Source organism: Streptomyces silvisoli (assembly GCF_029269905.1).
GTDB lineage: Bacteria > Actinomycetota > Actinomycetes > Streptomycetales > Streptomycetaceae > Streptantibioticus_A > Streptantibioticus_A silvisoli_A.
The window spans coordinates 12,721-35,686 of the sequence record NZ_JARJBC010000022.1 but is presented as its reverse complement, the minus strand read 5'-3'; the positions used below and the strand labels follow the sequence as shown (position 1 = coordinate 35,686).

At 69.0% G+C, this 22,966-nt stretch carries 17 protein-coding genes and 4 pseudogenes; 11 read left to right on the top strand and 10 right to left on the bottom strand.

All coding sequences use genetic code 11. From position 1 onward, the window contains the following. Window positions 1-40: 40 nt before the first annotated feature. Window positions 41-391 (top strand): gas vesicle protein K, encoded by a 351-nt coding sequence (locus tag P3G67_RS28155; RefSeq protein ID WP_276095993.1) that lies wholly within the window; start codon window positions 41-43, stop codon window positions 389-391. A gap of 682 nt (window positions 392-1,073) precedes the next feature. On the opposite strand, the gene P3G67_RS28150 is transcribed toward P3G67_RS28155, so the two are convergent. Next, window positions 1,074-2,888 (bottom strand): FAD-dependent monooxygenase, encoded by a 1,815-nt coding sequence (locus P3G67_RS28150; protein ID WP_276095992.1) that lies wholly within the window; start codon window positions 2,886-2,888, stop codon window positions 1,074-1,076. A gap of 597 nt (window positions 2,889-3,485) precedes the next feature. On the opposite strand from P3G67_RS28150, the gene P3G67_RS28145 reads away from it, so the two are divergent. The 3 genes from P3G67_RS28145 (at window position 3,486) to P3G67_RS28135 (ending at window position 6,239) form a co-directional block, all read left to right on the top strand. Continuing rightward, the gene (locus P3G67_RS28145) at window positions 3,486-4,118 is read left to right on the top strand and encodes an RNA polymerase sigma factor (RefSeq protein ID WP_391858370.1); all 633 of its coding nucleotides are present in this window, start codon (window positions 3,486-3,488) and stop codon (window positions 4,116-4,118) included. After that, window positions 4,115-5,191, top strand: a complete 1,077-nt coding sequence (locus P3G67_RS28140; RefSeq protein ID WP_276095991.1) for a CU044_5270 family protein — start codon at window positions 4,115-4,117, stop codon at window positions 5,189-5,191. The genes P3G67_RS28145 and P3G67_RS28140 overlap by 4 nt, the downstream gene beginning before the upstream one ends. Window positions 5,192-5,801: 610 nt before the next feature. Beyond that, window positions 5,802-6,239 (top strand): hypothetical protein, encoded by a 438-nt coding sequence (locus P3G67_RS28135; protein WP_276095990.1) that lies wholly within the window; start codon window positions 5,802-5,804, stop codon window positions 6,237-6,239. A gap of 112 nt (window positions 6,240-6,351) precedes the next feature. Here P3G67_RS28135 and P3G67_RS28130 read toward each other — a convergent pair whose 3' ends face one another. Beyond that, the gene (locus P3G67_RS28130; protein ID WP_276095989.1) at window positions 6,352-7,119 is read right to left on the bottom strand and encodes an alpha/beta hydrolase; all 768 of its coding nucleotides are present in this window, start codon (window positions 7,117-7,119) and stop codon (window positions 6,352-6,354) included. A gap of 350 nt (window positions 7,120-7,469) precedes the next feature. Between P3G67_RS28130 and P3G67_RS28125 the strand changes: the two are divergent. Then, window positions 7,470-7,787: pseudogene (locus tag P3G67_RS28125) on the top strand (mycothiol transferase); the annotation flags it as partial. 213 nt (window positions 7,788-8,000) lie between these two features. Here the strand turns inward: P3G67_RS28125 and P3G67_RS28120 are convergent. Beyond that, window positions 8,001-8,507 carry an EF-hand domain-containing protein gene (locus P3G67_RS28120; RefSeq protein ID WP_276096068.1) on the bottom strand — a complete coding sequence of 169 codons (507 nt, stop codon included), beginning with the start codon at window positions 8,505-8,507 and terminating at the stop codon, window positions 8,001-8,003. A 239-nt stretch (window positions 8,508-8,746) separates the two neighbouring features. Between P3G67_RS28120 and P3G67_RS28115 the strand changes: the two genes are divergently transcribed. Beyond that, a complete protein-coding gene (locus P3G67_RS28115) occupies window positions 8,747-9,280 on the top strand; it encodes a hypothetical protein (protein ID WP_276095988.1) in 534 nt (177 codons plus the stop codon). Window positions 9,281-9,342: 62 nt separating this feature from the next. Next, window positions 9,343-9,542 (top strand): annotated as a pseudogene (locus P3G67_RS28110) (IS1380 family transposase); the annotation flags it as partial. Window positions 9,543-9,756: 214 nt separating this feature from the next. On the opposite strand, the gene P3G67_RS28105 reads toward P3G67_RS28110, so the two are convergent. Together P3G67_RS28105 and P3G67_RS28100 are read right to left on the bottom strand one after the other, a co-directional pair. Then, window positions 9,757-11,025, bottom strand: coding sequence for an APC family permease (locus P3G67_RS28105; RefSeq protein ID WP_276095987.1), 1,269 nt, complete (start codon window positions 11,023-11,025; stop codon window positions 9,757-9,759). Between the two features lie 698 nt (window positions 11,026-11,723). Then, entirely contained in the window at window positions 11,724-12,296 is a 573-nt protein-coding gene (locus tag P3G67_RS28100) for a TetR/AcrR family transcriptional regulator (protein ID WP_276095986.1), read from the bottom strand. Between the two features lie 148 nt (window positions 12,297-12,444). Between P3G67_RS28100 and P3G67_RS28095 the strand changes: the two genes are divergently transcribed. Next, window positions 12,445-13,182: an SDR family oxidoreductase gene (locus P3G67_RS28095; protein WP_276095985.1), complete on the top strand. Its 738-nt coding sequence runs from the start codon at window positions 12,445-12,447 to the stop codon at window positions 13,180-13,182. Here P3G67_RS28095 and P3G67_RS28090 read toward each other — a convergent pair. From P3G67_RS28090 to P3G67_RS28070, 5 genes and pseudogenes are all read right to left on the bottom strand, one after another. Further along, window positions 13,090-13,923: an IS3 family transposase gene (locus P3G67_RS28090; RefSeq protein ID WP_276095984.1), complete on the bottom strand. Its 834-nt coding sequence runs from the start codon at window positions 13,921-13,923 to the stop codon at window positions 13,090-13,092. The two genes, P3G67_RS28095 and P3G67_RS28090, sit on opposite strands and share 93 nt — an antisense overlap. A 148-nt stretch (window positions 13,924-14,071) precedes the next feature. After that, window positions 14,072-14,242 (bottom strand): annotated as a pseudogene (locus P3G67_RS28085) (transposase); the annotation flags it as partial. After that, on the bottom strand, window positions 14,202-14,942 hold the full coding sequence (locus P3G67_RS28080; protein ID WP_276095983.1) for a tyrosine-type recombinase/integrase: 741 nt from the start codon (window positions 14,940-14,942) through the stop codon (window positions 14,202-14,204). The gene P3G67_RS28080 and the pseudogene P3G67_RS28085, both read right to left, overlap by 41 nt. 786 nt (window positions 14,943-15,728) lie before the next feature. Beyond that, window positions 15,729-16,325, bottom strand: a complete 597-nt coding sequence (locus P3G67_RS28075) for a hypothetical protein (RefSeq protein WP_276095982.1) — start codon at window positions 16,323-16,325, stop codon at window positions 15,729-15,731. Further along, entirely contained in the window at window positions 16,322-16,822 is a 501-nt protein-coding gene (locus P3G67_RS28070; protein ID WP_269857067.1) for a hypothetical protein, read from the bottom strand. Before P3G67_RS28070 ends, P3G67_RS28075 begins: the two co-directional genes overlap by 4 nt. A gap of 627 nt (window positions 16,823-17,449) precedes the next feature. Between P3G67_RS28070 and P3G67_RS28065 the strand changes: the two genes are divergently transcribed. The 3 genes and pseudogenes from P3G67_RS28065 to P3G67_RS28055 all read left to right on the top strand — a co-directional run bounded on the left by P3G67_RS28065 (window position 17,450) and on the right by P3G67_RS28055 (window position 22,646). Continuing rightward, window positions 17,450-20,371 (top strand): AfsR/SARP family transcriptional regulator, encoded by a 2,922-nt coding sequence (locus P3G67_RS28065; protein ID WP_276095981.1) that lies wholly within the window; start codon window positions 17,450-17,452, stop codon window positions 20,369-20,371. A gap of 312 nt (window positions 20,372-20,683) precedes the next feature. Beyond that, window positions 20,684-20,913: pseudogene (locus P3G67_RS28060) on the top strand (IS5/IS1182 family transposase); the annotation flags it as partial. Window positions 20,914-21,812: 899 nt separating this feature from the next. Beyond that, window positions 21,813-22,646 (top strand): PIG-L family deacetylase, encoded by an 834-nt coding sequence (locus tag P3G67_RS28055; protein ID WP_276095980.1) that lies wholly within the window; start codon window positions 21,813-21,815, stop codon window positions 22,644-22,646. Window positions 22,647-22,966 lie beyond the last annotated feature (320 nt).

Below are 22,966 nucleotides of genomic sequence, written 5' to 3'. Positions count from 1 at the left end.
GCGAGCGCAGGCAGCCACCGGCGGTCAGGAAATCCGGGACATGCCATCGCTGCGTGAACGAACCGAGCTCAGCGGGCGCACCGACGACGACCGCGAGCCAGGAGTGCGTCGACGTGTCGTCATGGACCGCGAGTCGGCCGAGCGCAGCCTGGCGGGCCTGGTCCTGACAATCATCGAGCTACTACGTCAACTGATGGAGCGTCAGGCGCTACGCCGCATGGAACAGGGAGACCTCACCGACCAACAGATCGAAGAGCTCGGCCTGACCCTGATGGCACTGGAGGAACAGATGACCGAACTGCGCGAGCACTTCGGTCTGAAACCGGAGGACTTGAACATCGATCTCGGCCCCCTGGGCCCCCTTCTGCCCTGGGATCGCGATGCTGAATGACCTCGGCGCAGGGATGCGCCTGGCGAGGACACGTTTGTGGGTGGAGTCGACGTCGATGAACGCCCTCTGGCCGGAGCCGGGCAGTAGGGGGGTGTGCGCGGCTAGCGCGCACAGGAACCGCCGGTGCACGGCGTGGAGTTGGAGCGCGTGACCGTGAGTGAAGGCGCGCAGGAACGTGCCGAGCGTGGACGGAGCACGGACCCCGTCGAACAGGGTCGGCATCGCGCCATGCCGTAGCACGTCGAGGCCGTCGATGCTGTCCGCGCCTGCGGCCATGCCGCCCACGATGCTGGTGACCTTGGCGCCTGCCGCGGCACCCGCACCGTTCCTTGCCCCGGCCAGCTCACATTCTCCGCCACCAGCCGGGACAGACCGCACCGCTCGGCCCGCCGCATCACCGGAACCAGCCCGGCATGCGCGATCAGGTTCGTGTCATCAAACGCGGCGGACACCACCGAAGCGGCATGGGAGGATTGCATCTCGCGGGTGTTCTCTCGCTCTGTGGATGTGGAACCGTAGGAAGTCCCATCGTCCCAGCTCAGAGGGCACCCGCTTCTTCATGCCCAAGCCCTGGACCGGCTGTTGCCCGGTGGATTCAGGCTTAGGGGCACGACCCAGCCGTGCGGCGGACTTCAGCATCACCAACAGCGCAGAGACCCGGCACGGGTGGGCATACATGCGCTCACGTGCCCGTGCCATCTCCTCCGCCTACGGCGAGAACTCCCGCAACTCCCGTTCCGGGACAAGCCTGTTGAACCTCGGATCCGCCGTCCGCTCCAGCGACGTCATACCAACCGCCCCCACGCCCGCCCGAGGGAGTGACGAAGGTTCGGCGCAGATGCGCCGTCAGGTGTTCCGGTACGGCCGGGTGGAAGCGTCCGGAGAGGTAGCCGTCCGGGCGGATCAGGAGGGCCTCGCCGTCACGCGGCGCATAGGCGTCGCGGAACTCGCCCGCCGCGTCGCGCACCCGCGGCGGGCGCAGGCCGACCGGGCGGGCGTCCTCTGGCACCTCTGCGGCGGTGACCAGATAGGCGTCGAGCAGGCCATGGGCGGCGCGATGCGCCTCGGCGGCGCAGGCCTCAAGCCGGGCGGCGCCGTCGCCCGAGGCGTGCTCCGGGCCCGCGAACAGCAGCAGCACGTGCCGCGGGGTGCGCAGCAGGTCGAACAGCCGCCGCGGGTAGGCGGCGAGGTCGCTCACCAGGCCGCGGCAGTCCGGTGCCCGGTCGCCGGGGGCGGGACCGGCCGCGGGTGTGCCGTCCGCCGCCTGCGGCTGGATCAACGGGCTGTCCGGGTAGGCGACCAGCAGCTGGGCCTGGCGCCGCAGCATCATCTCGGCGTCGTCCCCGTTGTTGCCGAGGCCGGAGCGGGCATGGCGGGCGGTACGGGCATGGCGGACGGTATGAGCATGGCGGACGGTGCGGTTGACCACCTCCTGCGCGACCGGGTGGCGTTCGGCGTGATAGCTCTCCAGCACGTCGTCCGTGGCCAGACCGCGTACGGCCAGGGCCAGCTTCCAGGCGAGGTTGTAGGCGTCCTGCACGCCGGTGTTCAGACCCTGCCCGCCGATCGGCGGGTGGATGTGCGCGGCGTCCCCGGCGACGAAGAGGCGGCCGTTCCGGTAGCGGTCCACCAGGCGGTGGCTGATCCGGAAGGCGGACGACCAGCGCAGCGTGGAGGCGGTCGTCGGCTGCGGGGACAGCCGGTCGAGCACGGCCTGGATCTGGCCGAGGTCCGGTCCGTGGCCGTCCCCCATCCCGTCCGGCGCGCTCGAACCGTCTTCGCTCCCCGCTTGGGCGGAGGGGCGCAGCATCGACAGCCAGTACCGCCGAACGCCCGGCATCGGAATGCAGACGACCATGTCGTCCATCTCACCGTTCGCGTCCAGGTTCACGGCCCGCATGCTGTAGCCGGCGGGCAGTTCCCAGTCGACCTCGACGTCGCCGATCATGTACTGCTCGGGGAAGGCATCACCCTCGAAGGTCAGCCCGGCCGCCTTGCGTACCAGGCTGTGCGCGCCATCGCAGCCCACGACGTAGCGGGCGCGCAGACGCTCGATCCGGCCGTCGGCGTGCGCGAGGACGGCCTCGACCTCGTCCGGGTGCATCTCCACCGAGCGGAGCTCGGTCGGCCGCTCCACCTCCGTGCCGAAGCGCGCAAGATGCTCGGCCAGCAGCCGCTCGGTCGCGTACTGGGGCAGTGTGGCGAAGGGGTAGGGGATGTCGGGCGGCAGAGTCAGCTCGACCCGGGGGGCCGGCTTGCCGTCGATGAAGACCAGCTGGCCCAGGTGCGGCACCGCGACGTCCAGCGCCCCGTGGACCAGGCCCATGGCGTCCCACACCTCCAGCGTGCGGGGCAGGACGCCGATGGCCTTGGCATAAGGTTGCGGGACGGCCAGCCGGTCGACGATGCGGCAGTCCACGCCGTGCCGCCGCAGCTCGGCCGCCGCGGTCAGGCCCACCGGGCCCGCGCCCACCACGAGTACGTCGACATCGGCCATGACCAGGCTCCCTCGTCGTCCGTAATTGGTTCCCGAGCCAGTGTGCTTCACCAGGTTGCGCCAACCCCACAGGGTTGAGGTTCCCGCGCCGTGCGATTTCTGCTGATCAGCTGGTCAGGACAGGGTGACGGGGTTTCAGGTTCACTGATTCGGCCGTTGCCGGGTTGGCGTAGTGTTTCTCCTCGGCACTGGCAAGTTGTCTTGAGCGGTGGGCTATCCGGTATGGCTGAGAGACTTTTCGCTTCTGCAATATGAGATGCCGGTGTGCCGCCGGTTCGGCGCCACCGGTCCAAGTCATCGCGAACTGAACGCCGTTGTGGCGGCGGAGCCTGGCCACTGCAACGGCGGGCCGTCCCAAGACTGGGTCTGCTGGCGCTTTGTCGCCCGTCTGCCCCGCCGACTGCGGACCGGCGGACGTCCGCTGCCATGACCGTCGATCGGCTCGCCGCCCACCAGGGAACCTCACGCACTCCCGCGCGCCGAGTGCGGGCCGCCCGCGCCCCGCGGCGCTTGCGGTACGGCGACGCCAGAGGGTATGACGCACATCACTGGAACTCGCTCTCGGGTGCCGGACAGCCCACAGGAGTGACCACAGATATGCGAACCCGGGTACGGGCCGGGGACCCGAATGTCTTCGCGGAGCTATTCGATCTCTATGCCCGAACCGTCTACAACCACGCCTTCCGCCTGACTGCCGACTGGTCCGTCGCGGAGGACGTCATGGCGGCGACGTTCATGGAGGCATGGCGGCTGCGCGGCAAGGTGGACCCCGAAGGAGGGTCGCTACGGCCGTGGTTGCTGGGGATCGCCACCAACCTCGCTCGCAACCACTGCCGCAGCAACCGGCGTTACCGTGCCGCGGCCACAGCGCTCGCCGCGGCGGGGCCGTCGGCGGCGGAAGTGCCGGACCACGCCGAGGAAGTGGCCGGCCAGGTGGACGACCGGCGCCGGATCGCCGCCGCGCTCACCGCCATGGGCTCGCTGCGGCGTTCCGAGCGCGAGGTCCTGGTCCTGTGCCTGTGGGAGGGCTTCGAGTACGCCGACGCCGCCGAGGCCCTCGGCATCCCGCTCGGTACCGTCCGCTCCCGGCTTTCCCGCGCCCGTACGAAGCTGCGCAAGCTCGCCAGTGCGGAACTGATGGCGGACAGACGGGAACCCGCCCGCCGCTCTCGACAGATACATGGCGACCGCGCGACCGCGGTCCGGTCCGCACAGGAAGGAAACCGATGAACGCCAGCCCCTCCCAGCCGCACCCGGCTGAGTGGCAGGAGACCCAAGGGCTCCTGCCGACCGTGGAGCGGGATCTGCCGGCGGGCCGCCACCAGTTCCACAAGGAGCGCCTGATGGCCCAGATCCACGACGACCTCGACAACTCCAGCTCCCACCCCGCCCGAACCCGCGCCGCCAAGCCACGCAACCCGTTCCTGCGCCGCGCGATCGTCCTGCCTGTGGCGGCGTGCGCCCTGACGGGCGCGATCGTGACCGGGGTCCGCATGTTCGGCACCTCGGGCAGCGTCACCGGCCTGGCCACCGGCCCCGTGCTGACCACCCGGATCGGTACCGCCGACGTGCACGGAGTCAGCCAGCTTCTGGACCGGATCTCCCTCGCCGCCCAGGAGACCCCCAGCCCGGAGGCAAGTGCGGGCCAGTACATCTACATCGAGACGAAGACCGCCAGCACCCACGTGCGGACGGTCGACGACAAGAGCTCAGTGGTCAGCGACGCGCTGCACACCCGCCAGACCTGGCAGTCGCCCGACGGCCACAAGGGCTGGCTGATCGAGCCGGGCAACACCGACTCTGCGGGCACGTCCCTGGACTCGAAGGTCGAGCCGTACCTCAACGCACCGTCGTATGACTACCTGGCCACCCTGCCCGCCGACCCCGACGCTCTGCTGAAGAAGATCTACACGGAGACCAAGGGCCACGGGCCCAGCCCAGACGCGGAGGCGTTCACCACCATCGGTGACCTGCTCAGCCAGAGCTACCCGCCGGGGAAGCTCTCGGCCGCGCTCTACCGGGCCGCTGCGAAGATCCCCGGTGTGGTCAAGGTGGACGACGCGGTCGATGCCGCGGGCCGCCACGGGGTCGCGGTGGCCCGCCTCGACGAGGCCAGTGGCCAGCGCACCGAGTGGATCTTCGACAAGAAGACGTTCACCTTCCTCGGCGAGCGCACCGTCCAGGTCAAGGGCACATCCGGCGACCACGGTCTGATCAAGCCCGGCATGATCGTCGACACCGAAGCCATCACGGAACGCGCGATCGTCAACGGCATGAAGCAGACGCCTTCCCACACGGGCTGAACAAGCCCGGCAGCAAGACCTACCCGAGTCGTCCTGGGCGACGCCGCCCAGGACGACTTGGACAAGGCACAGACTCCGAGCCTGCGGGTGCCAATAGCTGACCCGCAAGGTCAAGCGGCACTACGACGCCACCCTCGCAGCGATCGCGGCCGGTCAAACTTCGCTGAGACTGGTCAAACTTCGCTGAAAAAGGTCAGCGCGGCCGCTGACCTTCCCGAGCGAATCGCCCAGCTGACGACCGGGACCACCTGGCCACGCCCTACACCCGAACCGAGATCACCACTGAGGGCGGGAGCCGCGGCTTGTTCGAAAGGGGGAGACGCAGCGTGCCGCAACCACCTGCCACCCAGCGTTTCCGCTTCCCCGCGGCCTACCACCCGTACGTCATGGCGGGGGCCGCCACCGACGGCGACTTCTGCTACCCGATCCCGGAGTCACCCACTGCTCCGCCCGTCAGTGAGCAAAAAGGCCTGGTGTGGAAGGCGGCTGACGGCCTGTATGCACACGTCACGACAGGGGTGCAGCACGGAGACGTGGACGTGACCTTCCACGTCCACCCCAGCGAGCCGGCTTTGGAGCTCGACGCCTGGAGTGACGTTCCGAGTTCAGCATGCTCTTCGACGAAAGCGGCCTCCTGCTCACCTTGCCCGCCGACAACGAAGAAGCCATCGACCTACCGGGGAACGAGGATGGCGCCCGCTGGCGGCGCCTGCGACTCCACGTCCGTGGCCGCGACGAGACACCTATCCAGGTCTACGCCGCCCACGGCGACGACGTCATCGAAGAACTCCTCATCCAACTCTGGCCCGCCACAAGGAACGTTGAGGTCCGCCACAAGCTCACCGACCAGCTGGGACTTCCCGCGCGCACCTCGCATCAGCCGGATCCCGAACTGGTCGGCTCATGGCCGATGCTGCTGAACAACCAGTGCCGCTCCTTCACCCTGCGCATCGGCGTGGAAGAGTACGAGGTCCTCGCCTGGCCAGCTCCGTATGCGCGGACCGTGGCCCACCGTTCCGGCGGCACCGAAGGCGGGCCGGGGCCCTGACGGTCGCGATCCGCCGCGGGCCCCTGCCGAGAGTTGCGCAGGGGCCCACGGTCTGGAGAACTGCGGAGGGCCGGGACCTGTCCTCGATGAGCGGCATGCCGACCGACGTCAGCTACCCCCTGCTGCCGGTCTGACGGCCCGGCCTCACTTTTAGATGTCGGGTGAAAAACTGGGCCGCGGCGTCTCCCGCGAACTGCGGGACGCCGGTGTGCCCGCCCATGTTGGCATGCAGGGACTTCTCCTTGGAGTTGAAGGCGTCGAACAGGTCCAGGGCCGCCTGCCGGTCGTTGCCTTCGTCGTCCCACTGCAGCAGGACGTGCAGTGGAATAGTGATCTGCCGGGCCTCCTCGAACATGGCGCGAGGCACGAAACTCCCGGCGAAGAAGCTGGCGGCCACGATGCGCGGCTCGACTACCGCAAGCCGGATGCCGATGGAGATCACTCCCCCCGAGTACCCGACCGGGCCGCCGACCTCGGGCAGCGAAAGGAGCGCGTCCAGGGCGGCCTGCCATTCCGGGACTGCCTTTTCGACCAGCGGGAGGATGAGGGCGTCGATGATCTCGTCGCTGACCGGCTCGCCGGCGTCCATTGCCCGGCGCAGGTCGGCGCGGGCCTGCTCGACGGCGGGCCAACGGGGCCGGGCGCCGCTTCCAGGGAGCTCGATGGTGGCCGTGGCGAAGCCCTCCGCTGCGGAGTGCCGGGCCCGGGCCACCAGTCGGGGGTACATCTTGCGCAGCCCGAGGGGAGGTTGGCCGAGCAGGATCAGCGGCACCGGTGCGGATGCGGATGCTGGTGTCCACAGGATGCCGGGGATCTCACCGAGGGCAAACTCGCGTTCGAGGACCCCGTCGTCGAGGTGCTGCTGGGAAGTGAAATGCATGGTCGTGCCTTTCAGGAGTGCACTGAAACGGCGCTCCCGGACGACCTATCGCCCGACCGCAACCCCGGAGGGGAGCACCCATGTCGATACAGCGTTCACGGGTACCACCTCCTCGATCTCTCGCACGGCCTCCCGAAAAGTAGCAGTGGTCGCCGTGCTCCGCCAACAAGTTTTCGCGGAGCCTCCGTGGCCGGATAGTGCGCAGACACTACGCAGAGCTACTTGGGGTGTCATCGCGACTTCCCGAGTGGCGGCTCTCCGACAGCGGTGTGCACTGGCGCTGTTGTTTCTTACGAACATCGAACACGACGCGCTGCCGACGCCTCCCAACTCGTATAGAGGTGCTGTCGTCGGCGATGCGCGACTTCGCCGCCATGACCGAGTGCGATCTGGCGGAATGGGCCCTGCAGTTCCGGATGCTGCCCGGTGAGACCCTTGCCGACATCCTCGACGAATACGCCGATGCCGCATGCCGCACCGACGAGTTGATTGCCACCCTCCCCGACTTGGCCGCCACGCGGCCACTCCCGAAGGCGCCGTGGTTCGAGGACGGGGCCGCCTGGTCGGCGCGTCGGGTGATCATGCACATCACAGCGGAGACCGCGCAGCACTGCGGCCACGCCGACATCATCCGCGAATGCCTCGACGGGGCCAAGAGCATGGGCTGACGCGGTCGCCGGAGGCAACAGCCCAGCCACTCCGTCCGGGTCTCTCCGGGCCATGCTGTGGAGGCGGCTGGCAACCTCGTGGCCGGGCGGGCGCCGAGCTTGCCAGCCGGTGGCAGCGCGGGACGGGATGGCGGCCACGCCGCGCGCTCTTGTTCAACGCTTCGGCGGTGGCGAGGTCACCCCGGCGGGGCCACCACCGACGGCACGGCCTGGCTAGTACAGGACTTCGCCCATCGGGGAACTGTCGCCGACGATGTAGGCGCGGATCGATGCCAGGTACGCGTCGCGGCCGACCCGGCCGTCGCCGTCGGTATCCAGCGCGTCGAACGCGGCGGCGGCGTTCTCCGGCGGGTTGTTCAGTGCGGTGCGCAGCGCGGTGAACTCGGCTTTGTCCAGGGCCCCGTCCCCGTCCGCGTCGGCGAGGTCGAAGAGCGCGCCGAGCGCGAACCGGCAGACGTTGTCGAACTTGTCGGCGCCCACCCACGCGTTGTACTCGTCGAAGGTCAGCTTGCCGTCGTTGTTGGCATCCATCGCGCCCCAGGCTTTGATGCCTTCCGTACGGGCGGCGACGACGAGCGGGTCGTCCTCTGTGCGCCCGGTGGCCAAGACGGTCCGGTCGATGCGGGAGAGATAGTCATGCCGCGTGATGACCTGGTCCCCGTCGGCGTCCATCATGGCGAACACGCGCACTCGCGCGGCGGTGGCGGCTGCGACGGTCATACGGCTCACTCGGGTCTCCTCCTGCTCGGTTCATGCTCCGATTCGACGAGGACTCGTCCGGCGCTTCCTACCCGGCGCGTGCCGGATTCCAAGCGTCCCGCCGGGAGGACAGGCGTGCGCGACGGCGCAGATGGGCGGGCGTACGCCGGTGGTGCACTTCGAGGCGCCGGATCTGCCGATCCGGCGCCGGGGTAGTCAAGTGCTCATAAAGATCAGACGACTTGCTGGAGGGGCATGTGGTGAGCAGGCGCGGTATGACGGTGATGCTGGGATCCCTGGCGCTGGTGGCCTCGTCGCTGGTGTGGGCGCCGGCCAGTCACGCCGGGACGGGCCGGTACGAGGGCGTCACCTGCACGGGCAACGCCCATAGCAGCTATGACCCGCCGCTCACCCTCCTGCCCCGCAAGACCCGCAACCACGCGGACGTGCGCTACATCTGCACCAGCGCCCGCGGCGACGCTGTCCCGGCGACAGGCTCCTTCAACGCCGTCGCGCCGTCGGCATCCTGCGTCTCGCTGTCCAACGCGAGCGGTCGGGAAATCGTCCGCTACGCGGACGGCGGCCGGTCGGTGATCGTCATCGACGGTGCCACCACCGCCCGCGTCGCAGGCGTCCCGGTCGTCCTGCAGTCGGGCCGGGTCATCGAGGGGCGCGGCGAAGGCCACTTCGTACGCCGGAGCGTGACCGCACTGCCGGACCAACTGCCCACGGACTGCCTCACCTCCGGCATCCAGGGCACCCAAAGCGCCGTTCAGCTGGAGATCCTGCCGTAGCACCAGCCCGCCACTGCACCGGCGCGTACAGGGCGGTAGCGTCGGCACCGCCACAGCACTCCTCGCTCGACCTGCTGGCCCGGATGCCCATGCTCGCCCTGCCCGGGCAGGCCCGGCTGCGGGGATCCGCCGCCTACGGCTCCGCCTGTTCACCGCTGCCGGACAACTCGTCACCGCCGGCCGACGCCGCATCCTCCGCCTCGCCAGCCACCGGCCCGGAACCCACGACAGCACGGCCGCCCTCGACCGGCTCGCCCAGCTACGCCGACGCGAGTGCCTTGGCACGATTTGGTCAGGACGTATGGGCACCACGTCTTCGGCAGCAGTCGACACCAGGGTTGGGGCACTCGTGACGAGGATGTACTCGACGCGGCTGCGTGACTTCCGGTGAGAACGGGAGCCACTGATCGGGTGACCTCCCCGGCCGGGAGTGGCGTGTGCGGTTCCGTGGTCGAGGGCCGCGACTTGGCGGCCTGTCAGGCGTGGTGGGCGATCGCCTTGCGTAGGCCGTAGGCGGCGGCTCCGGCAGCAATGACCGCGACTCCGGCAAGGACGGAGGCCAGGGGGAGGGCGAAGGCCAGCACCAGGCAGCCAGCCGTTCCCACGATCGGCACGGTCCTGGGTGGGCGGCCTTCGTCGGGGGCAAGGGTCCACGCGGAGGCGTTGGCGACGGCGTAGTAGGCCAGGACGCCGAAGGAGGAGAAGCCGATCGCGCCGCGCACGTCGGCGGTGGCCGAGAGGACCGCGACGACCGCGCCGATGGCGAGTTCGGCGCGGTGCGGGACCTGGAAGCGCGGGTGGACAGCGGCCAGAGTGTGCGGCAGGTGCCGGTCGCGGGCCATGGCCAGGGTGGTGCGCGAGACCCCGAGGATCAGCGCGAGCAGAGAGCCGAGCGCCGCGATGGCGGCACCGACCCGCACGACCGGGGCTAGGCCGGGGAGGCCGGCGGCGCGGACGGCATCCGCCAGCGGGGCGGTGGTGTGGGCGACCCGGTGGGGGCCGAGCACCAGCAGTACCGAGACTGCGACGGCCGCGTAGACGACCAGGGCGATGCCGAGCGCGAGCGGGATCGCGCGGGGGATCGTGCGCTCGGGATCGCGGACCTCCTCGCCAAGGGTGGCGATGCGTGCGTATCCGGCGAATGCGAAGAACAGCAGCCCGGCCGCCTGCAGCACCCCGCCGAACGAGGCATCCGCACCGACGTCCAGCCGCGCGGCGTCGGTGGCCCCCGAGGTGAGACAGGCGGTGACCACCGCTGCGAGCACCGCCAGGACGAGCGCGACGACCACCCGGGTCAGCCACGCCGCCTTCTGCACGCCGACGTAGTTCACCGCGGTCAACGCCACTACCGCGGCGATCGCCACCGCGTGTGCCTGGGACGGCCACACGTAGGAGCCGACGGTCAGGGCCATCGCAGCGCACGAGGCGGTCTTACCGACCACGAAGCCCCAGCCCGCCAGGTAGCCCCAGAAGTCGCCCAGTTGCTCGCGGCCGTAGACGTAGGTGCCACCGGACTGCGGGTAGCGGGCGGCCAGCCGGGCGGAGGAGGTCGCGTTGCAGTAGGCCACCACCGCCGCCAGCGCGAGGCCGAGCAGCAGTCCGGAGCCGGCCGCCGACGCGGCCGGGGCCAGCGATGCGAAGATCCCGGCTCCGACCATCGACCCGAGCCCGATCACCACCGCGTCGAACAATCCCAGGTGACGCCTCAACTCCCGCGACCCGGCTGGTACCGCCGCCCCACTCATCGCTCACTCCTCGCCCACGGCCGCCGTCAAAGCGAGACCGGACAACGCGCTCCGCTACCGGCGCACGCTATCGGAACGCGACCTCGGGTGATCACCCGCCACCGGGCGGTGCCTGGATGCCGCCGTCGCGGCTCCTGGAGGTCACCGCCCAGGACGGTCGCGGCGGGAGTCGGCTGGTGGGACCCGCCGGGCGTTGTGATGTGCGGCGCCGAGCAGATGTACGTGAGTTGACCGCGGCGGACTGGGACGCCGTCGAGGACAGTGTCCCGTCCCGCCGTGTGGCTGCTCAGCTTTACTGGTGGGTCGTGGCGGAACACTTCTTCGACCGCGTTCGGAATTGCGTCGGGATTCAGCCGCAGTCAGTCGGCCTGGTCGGTGTGCTGGGTGAGAAGCCACATGGGGCTGCTGAGCAATGCTGACGTAGTCTCCCGGCCAGCCATTACGAAGAATGCGGCCAGGCGGCTGACGGTTATGTCGACGGCGGCTCGGTCCGTTTCGTGAGCGTCGCACGTTTTCAGCCAGGTTGATACGCCTGCTGATAAGGAGTGCTCCAGCTGCCTCCGGGCGATGTCACAGCTGCTCAGTCTCGCGATGGTGGCATTTCCTCCAGAACATCCTTTCAGGCTCACGGGGCTTCCCGCCGCTTCAGCAGCCGGAACGGCCGCTCCGCTCACTTCGTCGCCTACGCAGAACGGCCCTCACGAACGGAGCTTCAGGCCGTCGAGGGTGAGGTCGAGCAGGCGTTCGGCCCGTTCCCGCTGTTCGGGTTTGGCCGAGGTGAGGGCGATCCCTTCGAGGGCGGCACCCATGTCGCTGGGGCTGATGTCGGTGCGGATCATCCCGGCGGCCGCACATGCGTCCATGAGGGCCGTGATGGCGGTCTGGATCATGTCCCGACTGGGGCCGTAGGGGTTGCTTCCCGTGGCGGCGATGGCACGCAAGGCGTCAGCCATGCCGGCTTTGGTGGTGACGTAGTCCAGGAAGAGGCGTGTCCAGTCATGAAGGGCTTCGTAGGGCGGCTTTTCCGCGAGCAGGCCGGGAGCGGCGTCGCACAGCTGGGCCACCTCGTTGCGGTAGACCGCCTCGATCAGGGCCTCCCGGGTGGGGAAGTTGCGGTACAGGGTTGCGCTGCCCACGCCCGCCTCTTTGGCGATGCGCTCCAGGTGCGCTTCCAGCCCCTCCTCGGCGAACACGCGCACCGCGGCCGCGAGGATCTTGTCTCTGTTACGCCGTGCGTCAGCTCGCAACGGGCGTTGTGCACTACTGGCCATCGGTGGTCGCCATTCCCCTCTCCGATCTCCTTCACCTTGCTAAGTGGAGGCGCGCCCGATTAGTCTTCGGTGTAACTGGTGGCGCCCCCAGTTCCACAGTAGGTCATGGCCTGACCTGCGTGCATCCACCCCTGAAGGGACATTGATCATGTCGGGTATCGAAGGCAAGGTTGTGGCGATCACCGGTGCCAGCAGCGGCATCGGCGCCGCAACGGCGACCTACCTCGCCGAGAAAGGGGCCCGGCTCGTGCTCGGGGCCCGACGGGAGGATCGGCTGAGCGCGGTAGTGGACCAGATAACAGCGCAAGGCGGCTCGGTCGTCGGGGCCATCATCGACGTGACACGCCGCGAGGATCTCAAGCGCCTGACGGACACCGCGGTCGACCGGTTCGGCCGGCTCGATGTTCTGGTCTCCAACGCCGGCACGATGGCGGTGTCACCGTTTGACGAACTGCGCCAGGACGACTGGGATGCGATGGTCGCAACCCATGTCACCGGTTTGCTGAACGGCATCGGCGCGGCACTTCCCATCTTTCGGCGGCAGCGCTGCGGCCAGTTCGTCAACGTCGCCTCCACCGCGGCCTACGTCGTGAAATCTCCCCAGGGCGTCTACGCGGCCACCAAGACGGCGGTGAAGGTGCTGACCGAGGGCCTGAGGCAGGAGTCGGGGCCCCACCTGCGGGTCACCCTCGTCTCGCCGGGGTACACCAACACTGAGGGCGTGGGCAAGGGGGGAAGTCCCGAAGCAGCAGCGGCGGCCGTCCGACAGCGCGACGAGATTGCCATCCCGCCCTCAGCCATCGCATCCGCGATCGGTTACGCGATCGAGCAGCCCGTCGGCATCGACATCAGCGAAATCGTCGTCCGGCCCACTGTGCAAGCCTGACACCCAGAAACGTCCGCCACGGAGCAGCTGACTGCACCACCGGGGCGGCTGCTGGCGCGTTGGAAGTTGTGGGTCGCTGCCGATCCGGTCGCGTCCCGTTGGACGCCATGGCGTGGGGCGCCTTGCCAGACGATGACGCGACCGGACCTGACGAGAAAACAGGAGCTGGCCCATGACGCCGTCCACCTGGCCGCCTCTGGTCGCGATCGCCATCTGCAGGGCGGCGCTGACCAGCGCGGCATCATGTCGCTCGCCCATCGCGTAGCCCAGGGCCCGGCGGGAGAAGGCGTCGTGGACGCTGGCGAGGTAGAGCTTGCCCTCGGCGGTGTCGATCTGCGTCATGTAGCCCCACCACAGGACGTCGGGCGCGATGGCGTCGAACTTGCGCCGCACCAGATCAGGGGCGGTCTTCCGCTTGCCGGGGCGGGTCAGCGAACGGCGTCGGCGAGGCGGTCTGCGGCCTTGGAGGCCCAGTTCGGCCATGATCTCGGCGACGGTGTTCTGCGATACCTGCCAGCCCTCCTCCCACAGGTCCAGCGTGATCCTCGGCGAGCCGTACGTCCGGCCCGAGCGGTCAAAGAAGTAGCGGATCCACTCGGCCAGCTCCGCCCGCCTGACCTCGCGTTTCGTCGGCTCCGACGGACGGTGGCGCCACTTGTAAAACCACACTTCCGATACGCCGAGCACCCGGCAGGAGGTGCGGTGCGGAACGTTGTGCTCGGTCTTCTGGTCGCCGATCACCCCGACGAGGGCCGCCGGGTCCGCGCACAGCTACTTCCCACAAGACCATGCAGCGTTTGAGCACGTCACGCTCCATGACCAGCTCTTTGTTGTCCTTCTTCAGCTGCGCGTTCTCCCGCCGCAGCCGCGCGAGCTCCTCGCTCTCACCAGCAGCCCCGGTCCCGCCGGCCCTGCGGGCCCGCGACACCCAACTGGCCAGCGTGGTCTCGTTGATCCCCAGGTCCTTCGCGACCGGCGCGATCGGCTTGCCGGTCTCGGTGACGATCCGCACAGCCCCCTCACGGAACTCCGCGTCGAACTTCTGCCTCTTTCCCGCCATGCCCCTCAACTTCCCCTGCAGCCACGGTCTCTACGCTACGAGGGGAAGTCAGGGCGGTGGTGGTGATATGCGCGTGCCGCAGGATCGTCTGCACCTCCGCCAGCGTCATCGCCGGATCTCGGGCCAGCCGAGTCGCCGCCGTGTGCTGGGCGTCGTGCAGCGTCCAGTTCATGCCCAGGTGCTCGGTCGCCCGCTGGAGGATGCGCCGGGCCGCCCAGTAGGTCAGGGGCTTCACCTCGCCGCGGCGGGTTCGCCAGACCGGCTCACCGGGGCCGGGCAGGCCGGCCTCTTCCAGGTAGGCCGCGAGGTGGGCCAGGGCCTCCGGGGAGACCGGGACGGGCTGACGCTCCCGGGTGCCCTTGGAGATCACCCACAACTGGCCCTTGTGCCAGTCGATATCGCTCAGCTGGACGCCCAGTAGTTCGCTGGCCCGTGCCCCGGAGGAGACGTAGCAGGCCAGCAGGGCGCGGTCCCGGGTGCAGCGCATCTGCGCGAACAGCTCATCCCACTGCGCGTCGGGGATCGCCCAGGGCTGGCGCACCGGCACCTTCGGCCGCAGCCGGCCCCGCCGGTGCCGGGCCTGGATGTCAATCGGGGACCGGTGGGCGAGCGCGGATCGGCGGGCCCGGTTCTCCGGCACCGGGTTGAGCACCGGCCCGCGTCCGAAGTGCAGGTGGAAGGCATAGAACCCGTGCACCATAGAACCCGTGCACCACCGAGAGGCCGTGCGCGATGGTCGCCGGCGCGTACCCGGTCGGCAGGACCCGCTTGCCAGTCGTCGGATTCACCGACCCCGGCGGGTGACCGCCCTCGCGGCGGCGCTGCCGCTGCGGGTCCGACTCGACCTCCCGGCCCGCCGCAACTTCGCCCTCGGTGGCTCGCTCCCAACCGACGTCCACTGTCCACAGCACCCGGAACCAGCGCAGCAGATCGAAGGCGTAGCTACGGCACGTCAGCGGACTCACGTCCCCCAGAAACCGGTCCCGCAGGTAGGCGCTGACCGACTCGACCTCCCGGCCCGCCGCGTCCACCACCACCCACGGCAACGACATCGTCGGACCGGAGACCACCGCCCCGGCACCCGCCAGCCGTACTCGACCATCCATCAAATCCCGATGAACACGGGAGACCTCATGCGACAACGACATGCCCAGATGCTCCAGAACCGCCGCCACCGAGTCGAGCCGGTCAGCGAGTTAGTGCAGTCAACTGACCACACTGCCCACCGTTGGCGGGCAGTGTGATCCGGTCTGGCACCCGGCGGTCGCAGTGGCGCTGGTCTCACTCTGCCGCGACACGCACAGCTTTCGCGGCGGCCGGTCTGAAACAGGCGGTTCAGTAGAACCGCGGACTCTCCACATCGCCGACGTAGCTGCCGTTCACCCAGGCTCCCGCGGAGATCGCATATGGGTCGTTCGTCGGCGGGGTAAAGGTTATGCCGCCATTGGGCGGCACGACCGGCCGGCCATCCGGCAGCGACGGCTGCCTAGTGGACCATGCTCCAGATCTGCCACTTGTTGGAGTGGTTGTTACAGGTCTTCTGGAACTGGCCGATGTCGAAGACCATGTTGTTCGCGTGGCCTGCCTGTCCCCGGTCCAGGCAGAAGTCGAACTCGCTGCGGCCCGACAGCGGGCCTGATGGCTGCCAGTTGAGGAACTGGAAGCTGTTGGAAGGGTTGCCCGGGGTGTTTCCGACCCAGGTCATGTTCCACTGGTCCCGGTAGTTGCTCGCGTCGCAGCTGTCGGTCTTGGCCTCGTAGCCGTTTCCGGCGAAGAACTGGACCCGCAGACAACGGCCGGTCTGGACGTTCTGGATCTGCACCCTGCTGTAGTAGTTGTTCACGTCCGGGGCGTAGGACATGACGTTCCAGCGCTGGAAGCTGCCGCCGTTGCAGGGCAGGATGTACAGCGACCCGTTGTAGTTGCTGTCCAGGCAGTCGATGCCCTGGTCCTGGAGGTCCTGCAGCTGGACGTTGCGCTGGTAGGTCTCGGCATGCGCCGTCCCCGACAGGGCGAGCGTGCCGGCCAGGGAGCCCACGGTCATGACACCCGCCGCCACCGCGGTCCTGAGCTTCTGCTTCATATGCCGCACACCTGCCAGTTGTGGCTGGCCTCGCTGCCGCCGGTGGCGAAGCTGTGGCCGTTGCCGTAGTAGTCGGTCGGGCGACAGGTCGGGGTCCTGCCGCCGCTGAAGGTGAGCCCGATGTGCAGCCTCGGCTGGCTGTAGCTGTAGCCGAAGCTGTCGATGGGCACCAGGTTCGAGGACCCGTACTCGCCGTACTGGCCCAGGCTCCCGATGTCCGCCTTCCCCGCCTGGTGGCCGTGGGCGTCCTGCAGCCAGATGTAGTTGTCGCCGATCATGGACAGGTCGGCGTTCTGGTCCCAGTGCACCTCCGCGTACTCCATCCGGCAGCTCGGGATGTACCCGATGTACAGCTTGCCGAGGTGCTTGTTGGAGATGACGCCGAGGTTGTACCCGTAGAGGTCGGTCGGGTTGCTCGCCAGGACGCGGTCCGAACCGCAGGATGCGGCGTGCGCCGCCGGCGCGTTCACGGCCACCAGGCCGGACGTGGAGATCAAGGCCAGCGCCCCCGCCAGGATGGAACTTCTGATTCTAAGTTTCACTGATGGTCTCGCTTTCGGTGTACTCGAAGTAGCCCGGCCTGCGCCTAGCGCAGTCCCCCTCGGGCTTGACCCCATCCTCACCGGGCGACCGGTTGCTCCCCGGTCGCTCCAGCAGTCGGCGTCGATCCCGTCATGCATCCACGGGTAGAGGTCTTGGGCGCCCTTGTGGTTGTTGTCGATGTTGAAGTACCACCCGTACACCGCCACGGCGTGACTGGTGCTCAGCCGGATTCCCACATCCGCGATCGTCGGCGTTACGGCGCTCCGCGGTGCCGCGTCCGCCGGTGCCGCGGCCAACATCCAGCCCGTGGCTATGGCGCCGATCGGCGCCGTGGTCGTGGCCAGCTTCTTGCCGAGACTTCCCCCTGAACGAGTAGTGACGTCGCGGGCGCGATGGCCGCGATCGCTGTGTGCGGTCTGACAAGGTGATGAGTTGAGGGTGGGGCCGACGCCCTTTCGGCGAGCCCGCTACGGTGACGCTATGGACAGGGGTCCGGCAGCCGTCCTAGGTTCGTCCTAGTGCGAGGTCAGCCGGGGGATCGGCGCTGATCGTCAAGTTCCGGGGGGAACATGAGATTTGGCGTGCTGGGACCGTTACACGCCCAGATCGCCGGGCGCGAGGTCCGGCTCGACGGACCGCGGCAGGCCAAGATGCTGGCCGCGCTTCTGGTCGACGCCAACAACCTTGTCGCCACGGAACGGCTCGTCGCCGTGATGTGGGACGAGAAGGCACCCACCACCGCGGTCCGTCAGGTCCAGGACGCTCTTTCCGGGCTGCGCCGCAACCTCGCCGCCTGCGGAGCACCCGTCTCCCTGATCAGCACGCGGCGCGGCGGCTACCAGATCCACCTGACCCCGGATCAGCTCGACCTACTGGAGTTCGACCACGAGCGGCACCTCGCCGAACGGCACAAGGCCCCGTCCGAGACAGCTGTCGCGCTGCGACGCGCGCTGACCTGCTGGCGCGGTAACGCCCTGGTCGACGTCTCCAGCCGGGTCCTGGAGCTCGATGCGGCACGACTGAACGAGAAGCGCGCGGCCACGCACAAACTGTGCCTGAGCATCGAACTCGACCTGGGGCGTCATCGTGAGGTCATCGAGGAGTTGACCGCCCTGCTACGCGAGCACCCCTACGACGAGCAAGTCGCAGAACACCTGATGGTCGCCCTCTACCGGTGCCGGCGACAAGGCGAGGCGCTGCAGGTGTACGAGCGGCTGCGCCGGACACTGGCAGGCGAACTCGGCGTCGACCCCACCCCGCCGATCCAGGCGCTGCATCTGCGCATCCTGGCCGCCGATCCCGCCCTGGCGGTCCCTGCCCCGGCGAGCGGCCCCTCGGAGACACGACCGGAAGGTCCTGGCAGGGCGGCCGCTGAACCGGTTATGGCGATGCCGGTGCGCCAACTGCCGCTCGACGTACCCGACTTCGTGGGTCGAGCCGACGCGCTGGCCGACGTCGCTCGATTACTCGACGGGTCGGCGCCGAACCGGGCCCCGGTGGCCGTCATCGTGGGCGGTCCCGGTGTCGGCAAGTCCTGTCTGGTGACGCACGCCGCGCGGCTGGCGAGCGCCACCTTCCCCGACGGCCAGCTCTACCTCAACCTCGCCGCGACATCGGATGAGCCGCGGGATCCGGCGATGATGCTGGCCGAGGCGCTGCGTGCGTTTTCGATCGCCGGCAGCGCGATCCCGAAAGGCCTGTCCGAACGGGCCGCGCTCTACCGTTCGTTGCTGGTGGACCGCCGGATGCTGGTGGTGCTGGACGATGCCGGTCACGCCGATCAAGTGCTGCCGTTGCTACCGGGGGCCGACGGCTGTGCCGTGTTGATCACCAGCCGCACTCTGCTGACGCAACTTCCCGGCGCCCGGCATATCGACCTGGACGTGCTGAGCCCGGCAGAGGCGCGGGAGTTGTTCACCGGCATCGTCGGGCGGCGGCGGGTCGAGCGGGAACCGGCGGAGGCCGACGCGATTCTCGACTGCTGCGGCAACCTGCCGCTGGCGATCCGGATCGCAGGCGCCAAGCTCACCGGCCGCCCGGCCTGGTCGCTGCGGGTGCTGCGGGAACGGATCGAGGATGAGTCGCGGCGGCTGGCCGAGCTGAGGATCGGGGATCTCAGCGTGCGAGCCAGCGTCGAACTGAGCTTGCGGCTGCTACCGGACGACGCGGTGCGCGCGCTGAGCCTGCTGGGTCTCCTTGGCGCCTACACTCTGCCCGGCTGGGTGCTCGGCCCGCTGCTGGACCGCTCGGACGCCGAGGAGGTGCTGGACACCCTCGTCGACGCCAGCCTGGTGCGGCTCACCGCCACCGACGCCATCGGCCAGCCGCGCTACCGGCTGCACGACCTGATCAGGACCTGTGCGGTGGAGATCGCCGCTCAGCTGCCGGCGGCGGACAAGCGGGACGCGATTGTCCGGGTGCTGTCCGCCTGGCTCGATCTGGCCGGGCGCGGCACCGATCGGCTGCCGGCCGGGCTGCTGGTCGGCGAGCCCGGTTCGGCGCCGCGCCTGTCGCTGCCCGACGCGGTCGTGGACCGGCTGATGGCCGACCCGGTCGGCTGGTTCGACGCGGAACGCGACACCCTGCTCGGCGCGGTGAAACTGGCCGTGGACTGGGGACTGGACGAGTTGGCCTGGGAGCTGGCGGCCAGCCCGGTGACCTACTACGACCACCGGTGCCTGTATCAGGACTGGGAGCACGGGCACCGGCTCGCGTTGGGCGCGGCCGAGGCCGCTGGCAACGTGCGCGGTGCATCGGTGCTGCTGCGCGGCCTTGGCCAACTGCACATCTACCGAGACGAGTTCGACGGGGCGACCCGTGCCCTGGAGTCCTCCGTCGCGCTGTGCCAGGACGGCGAGGACAAACGCGGCGAGGCGCTGTCGGTGGCGATGCTGGGCACGGTCAGCCGGGTGCAGGGCCGTGACGACGAAGCCCTCAAGCGTGTCGAGCAGGCGCTGGCCATCGCGGTCGGGGAGGGCGACCGGCACCTCGAAGCGTACCTGTCCTGTTCGATGGCCGTGATGCGGCTCATGCAGGGCGAACTCGACGAGGCGGAGTCCTGGTTCGACCAGGCCTTGCGCCAGGCCAGGGCGCTCGACGACGGGCATCGGGTAGCGGTCGTGCAGCGGCGGTTCAGCCGACTACACGATCGGCGCGGTGATCCGGACGAGGCGCTGCGCTGCCTGTGGCAGGCGTTGACCACCTTCGAGGAACTGGCCGACGAGCGGTGCGCCGCCTACACGCTACTGGAAGTCGGCCGCGTGTACGCCGGTCAGCACGACCGGGACCGGGCGAGTCCGGCGCTGGAGCGTGCGGCGGACCTGTTCCACCGGCACGGCGACCGTCAGGACGAGGCCGCGTGCTGGCAACTGATCGGCGACCTGGACGCCGCCGCCGGCGTCCACGACCTGGCGCGCCAGCACCGCGGGCGGGCACTGCGGCTGTGGCAGACGATCGACGACATGAATCAGACGATGGCTCCAGCGCGACCATCGTCGCCGTGACCCAGATGACGTTGGCTCGCCGAGGCGTTGGAGCGGGAGGACTTCGAGACAGTGGCCGATCGAGGCGAGTGCCTGGCACGGTTGCTCGATGGCCTGTGGCATGCGGCCCGGGTGGCGGATCGGGCACCGCTGTTGCCGGAGGGCGTCCGGCTGGCCGCAGTCGACCCTGAAGCGCCGGGTTCTGCGGTGGGCCGGGCCCTGCACGGATGAGATGTGGCTTCCTGCCGCGGGGGGATTGGCAGGAAGTCACGAAGGACCGCGCCCACGGAGGAGGGACGGTCCGGTCAGGCTGTGGCAGCCGGTGAGCAGTTGCACGCCATCCCCGAGCCAAAAAGTCAGCGGGCCAACCGCCAACGGCGCGGCAGCAGGGGCGGACGCTCCACCGGCTTCGACAAGGCGATCCACAAGCGCAGGAACGAAGTGGAGCGGACCATCAACGTGCTGAAGAACTTCCGGGCCGTGGCCATGAGGTTCGACGAGCGTGCCTAGTCTTCCATGGCACCGTCACCACCGCGGCGATCCGGTTTTGGCTCCGGGCGTGATCGTCCGGGTGGCGCCTCGGCAGGCTACCATCTTCTGAATGGCCTGACTCGTCAGCCGAGCTCCCGTGCGATGTCGGCCTGTGTCACGCCCTGGTCGATGAGGCTCTGCATCAAGTCGCGCCGTTCGGCCGCGAACTGCTGAGCCAGGTGGCGTAACGAGTCCGCGTACTACCGCTGCTACGACACGTTCAAGGGCCAGTCCGCTGGCCGAGTCTTCCGCGATGCGCCGGACGTGGTGAGCATGGTCGGCCTGAACTACATCGACGGCGGCATCCGCGCTCTGCGTGCACGCGGTGGGCACCAGGTGACCTCGCCGGTGTTGCTCACATAACGGGCCGCGACGCATGCGTCGCGTTCCCTCAGCAGGTACCAGATGTCATTGCTGTCGATGGGCCCGGATCTTGCAGCGATGACCGACCTCGGCACCATGCGGCAGTGAGCCGATGACCGAGGAGTCTGTGCTCGGAAACTGACGTTCATCGACACCGGCGGGACTGACGACAGTGCCGTAAGGCTTCTGGAGCGTAGTCGGCATCTCTTCCTCCGCAACAGTGAGGTAACGGAGGAGTGCACGGACTGGAACATTTCGCGTCTGCCCGGGCGCTCGGGGCGTACCCCGCAGAGCGCCCGGAGGCACGCAGCCGTGCCGTATCGCCGTCATGCCCGTGGCCCATTGGCGAAGCCGACCGCCCTGCGAACTCAAGGGGGCGAGATGTTCCGTGCGTGCCGGGAACAACCGGTCCCGCCAGCACTGTTGCATCGACCGAGGGACCGGCGCGGCACGCGCGGGGAACACGGAGACCACAAGGTCGTCGCCCCGACAGAATCCGGGCCCTCGGGATCGCGGTACGCCCGCCGCGCACTCGGACTGAGACGCATTTCTGCAGGAGGACTGTTTCATGACTGACCGGCCCTTGACGCTCATGGCAGTGCACGCCCACCCCGACGACGAGGCCACCGGAACCGGAGGGGTCCTCGCGCGGTACGCGGCGGAGGGCATCCGTACGGTCCTGGTGACGTGTACCGACGGCGGCTGCGGTGATGGACCGGGAGGTGTCAAGCCGGGTGATCCCGGGCACGATCCGGCGGCCGTTGCCTTGATGCGTCGTCAAGAACTCGAGGCGAGCTGTGAGGTCCTGAAGGTCAGCGATCTGGAGATGCTGGACTATGCCGACTCCGGGATGACGGGCTGGCCGAGCAACGACGCCCCGGGATCCTTCTGGCAGACCCCCGTGGAGGAAGGCGCCGCCCGACTCGCGGAACTCATGCGGCACTACCGACCCGATGTGGTCGTCACCTACGACGAGAACGGCTTCTACGGCCACCCCGACCACATCCAGGCCAACCGCATCACGATGGCGGCGCTGGAGATGACCGATCTGACACCGAAGGTGTACTGGACGACGGTGCCTCGCTCGATGATGCAGCGGTTCGGCGAGATCATGCGCGAGTTCCATGAGGACATGCCGGAGCCGGATCCTGCCGAGGCCGCCGCGATGGCCGAGATAGGCCTGCCCGACGATGAGGTCACCACGTGGGTGGACACCACCGCCTTCAGCGGCCAGAAGTTCGACGCGCTGGCCGCGCACGCCAGTCAGGGCGAGAACATCTTCTTCCTCAAAATAGGCAAGGAGAGGTTCGGCGAGTTGATGGGCATGGAGACCTTCGTACGTGTCCAGGACGCCACCGGCGCGGCCGTACCCGAGAACGATCTCTTCGCCGGACTACGCTGATCCGCCTGTCAGACCGGGGCCCGGGAAAGCTCATCGGCCGCACGGCGCGGTCGAGCGTGCTCGCATACCCAGAGGCTTGAACGCGGGGTTCCGTGCCCAATCCCGGGGTGCTCCGCCGGGCCCGGTTCTGCTGGCCGTAGGTCCAGTACAGGCGTCAGGCGGGGGCGCCCCGGCCACCAGCTCATCCGCGAGAGTCCGGTCCAACTCCACCATCAGGTCGCCCTGAACGCCACCGGCGCCCCCGCACCGGCGACGCGAGGGCAGCGACTCCGCCCGGGGGCTGGGCCCGCAGCGGCGGAGGTATCGGCGCGCGTGCCGGT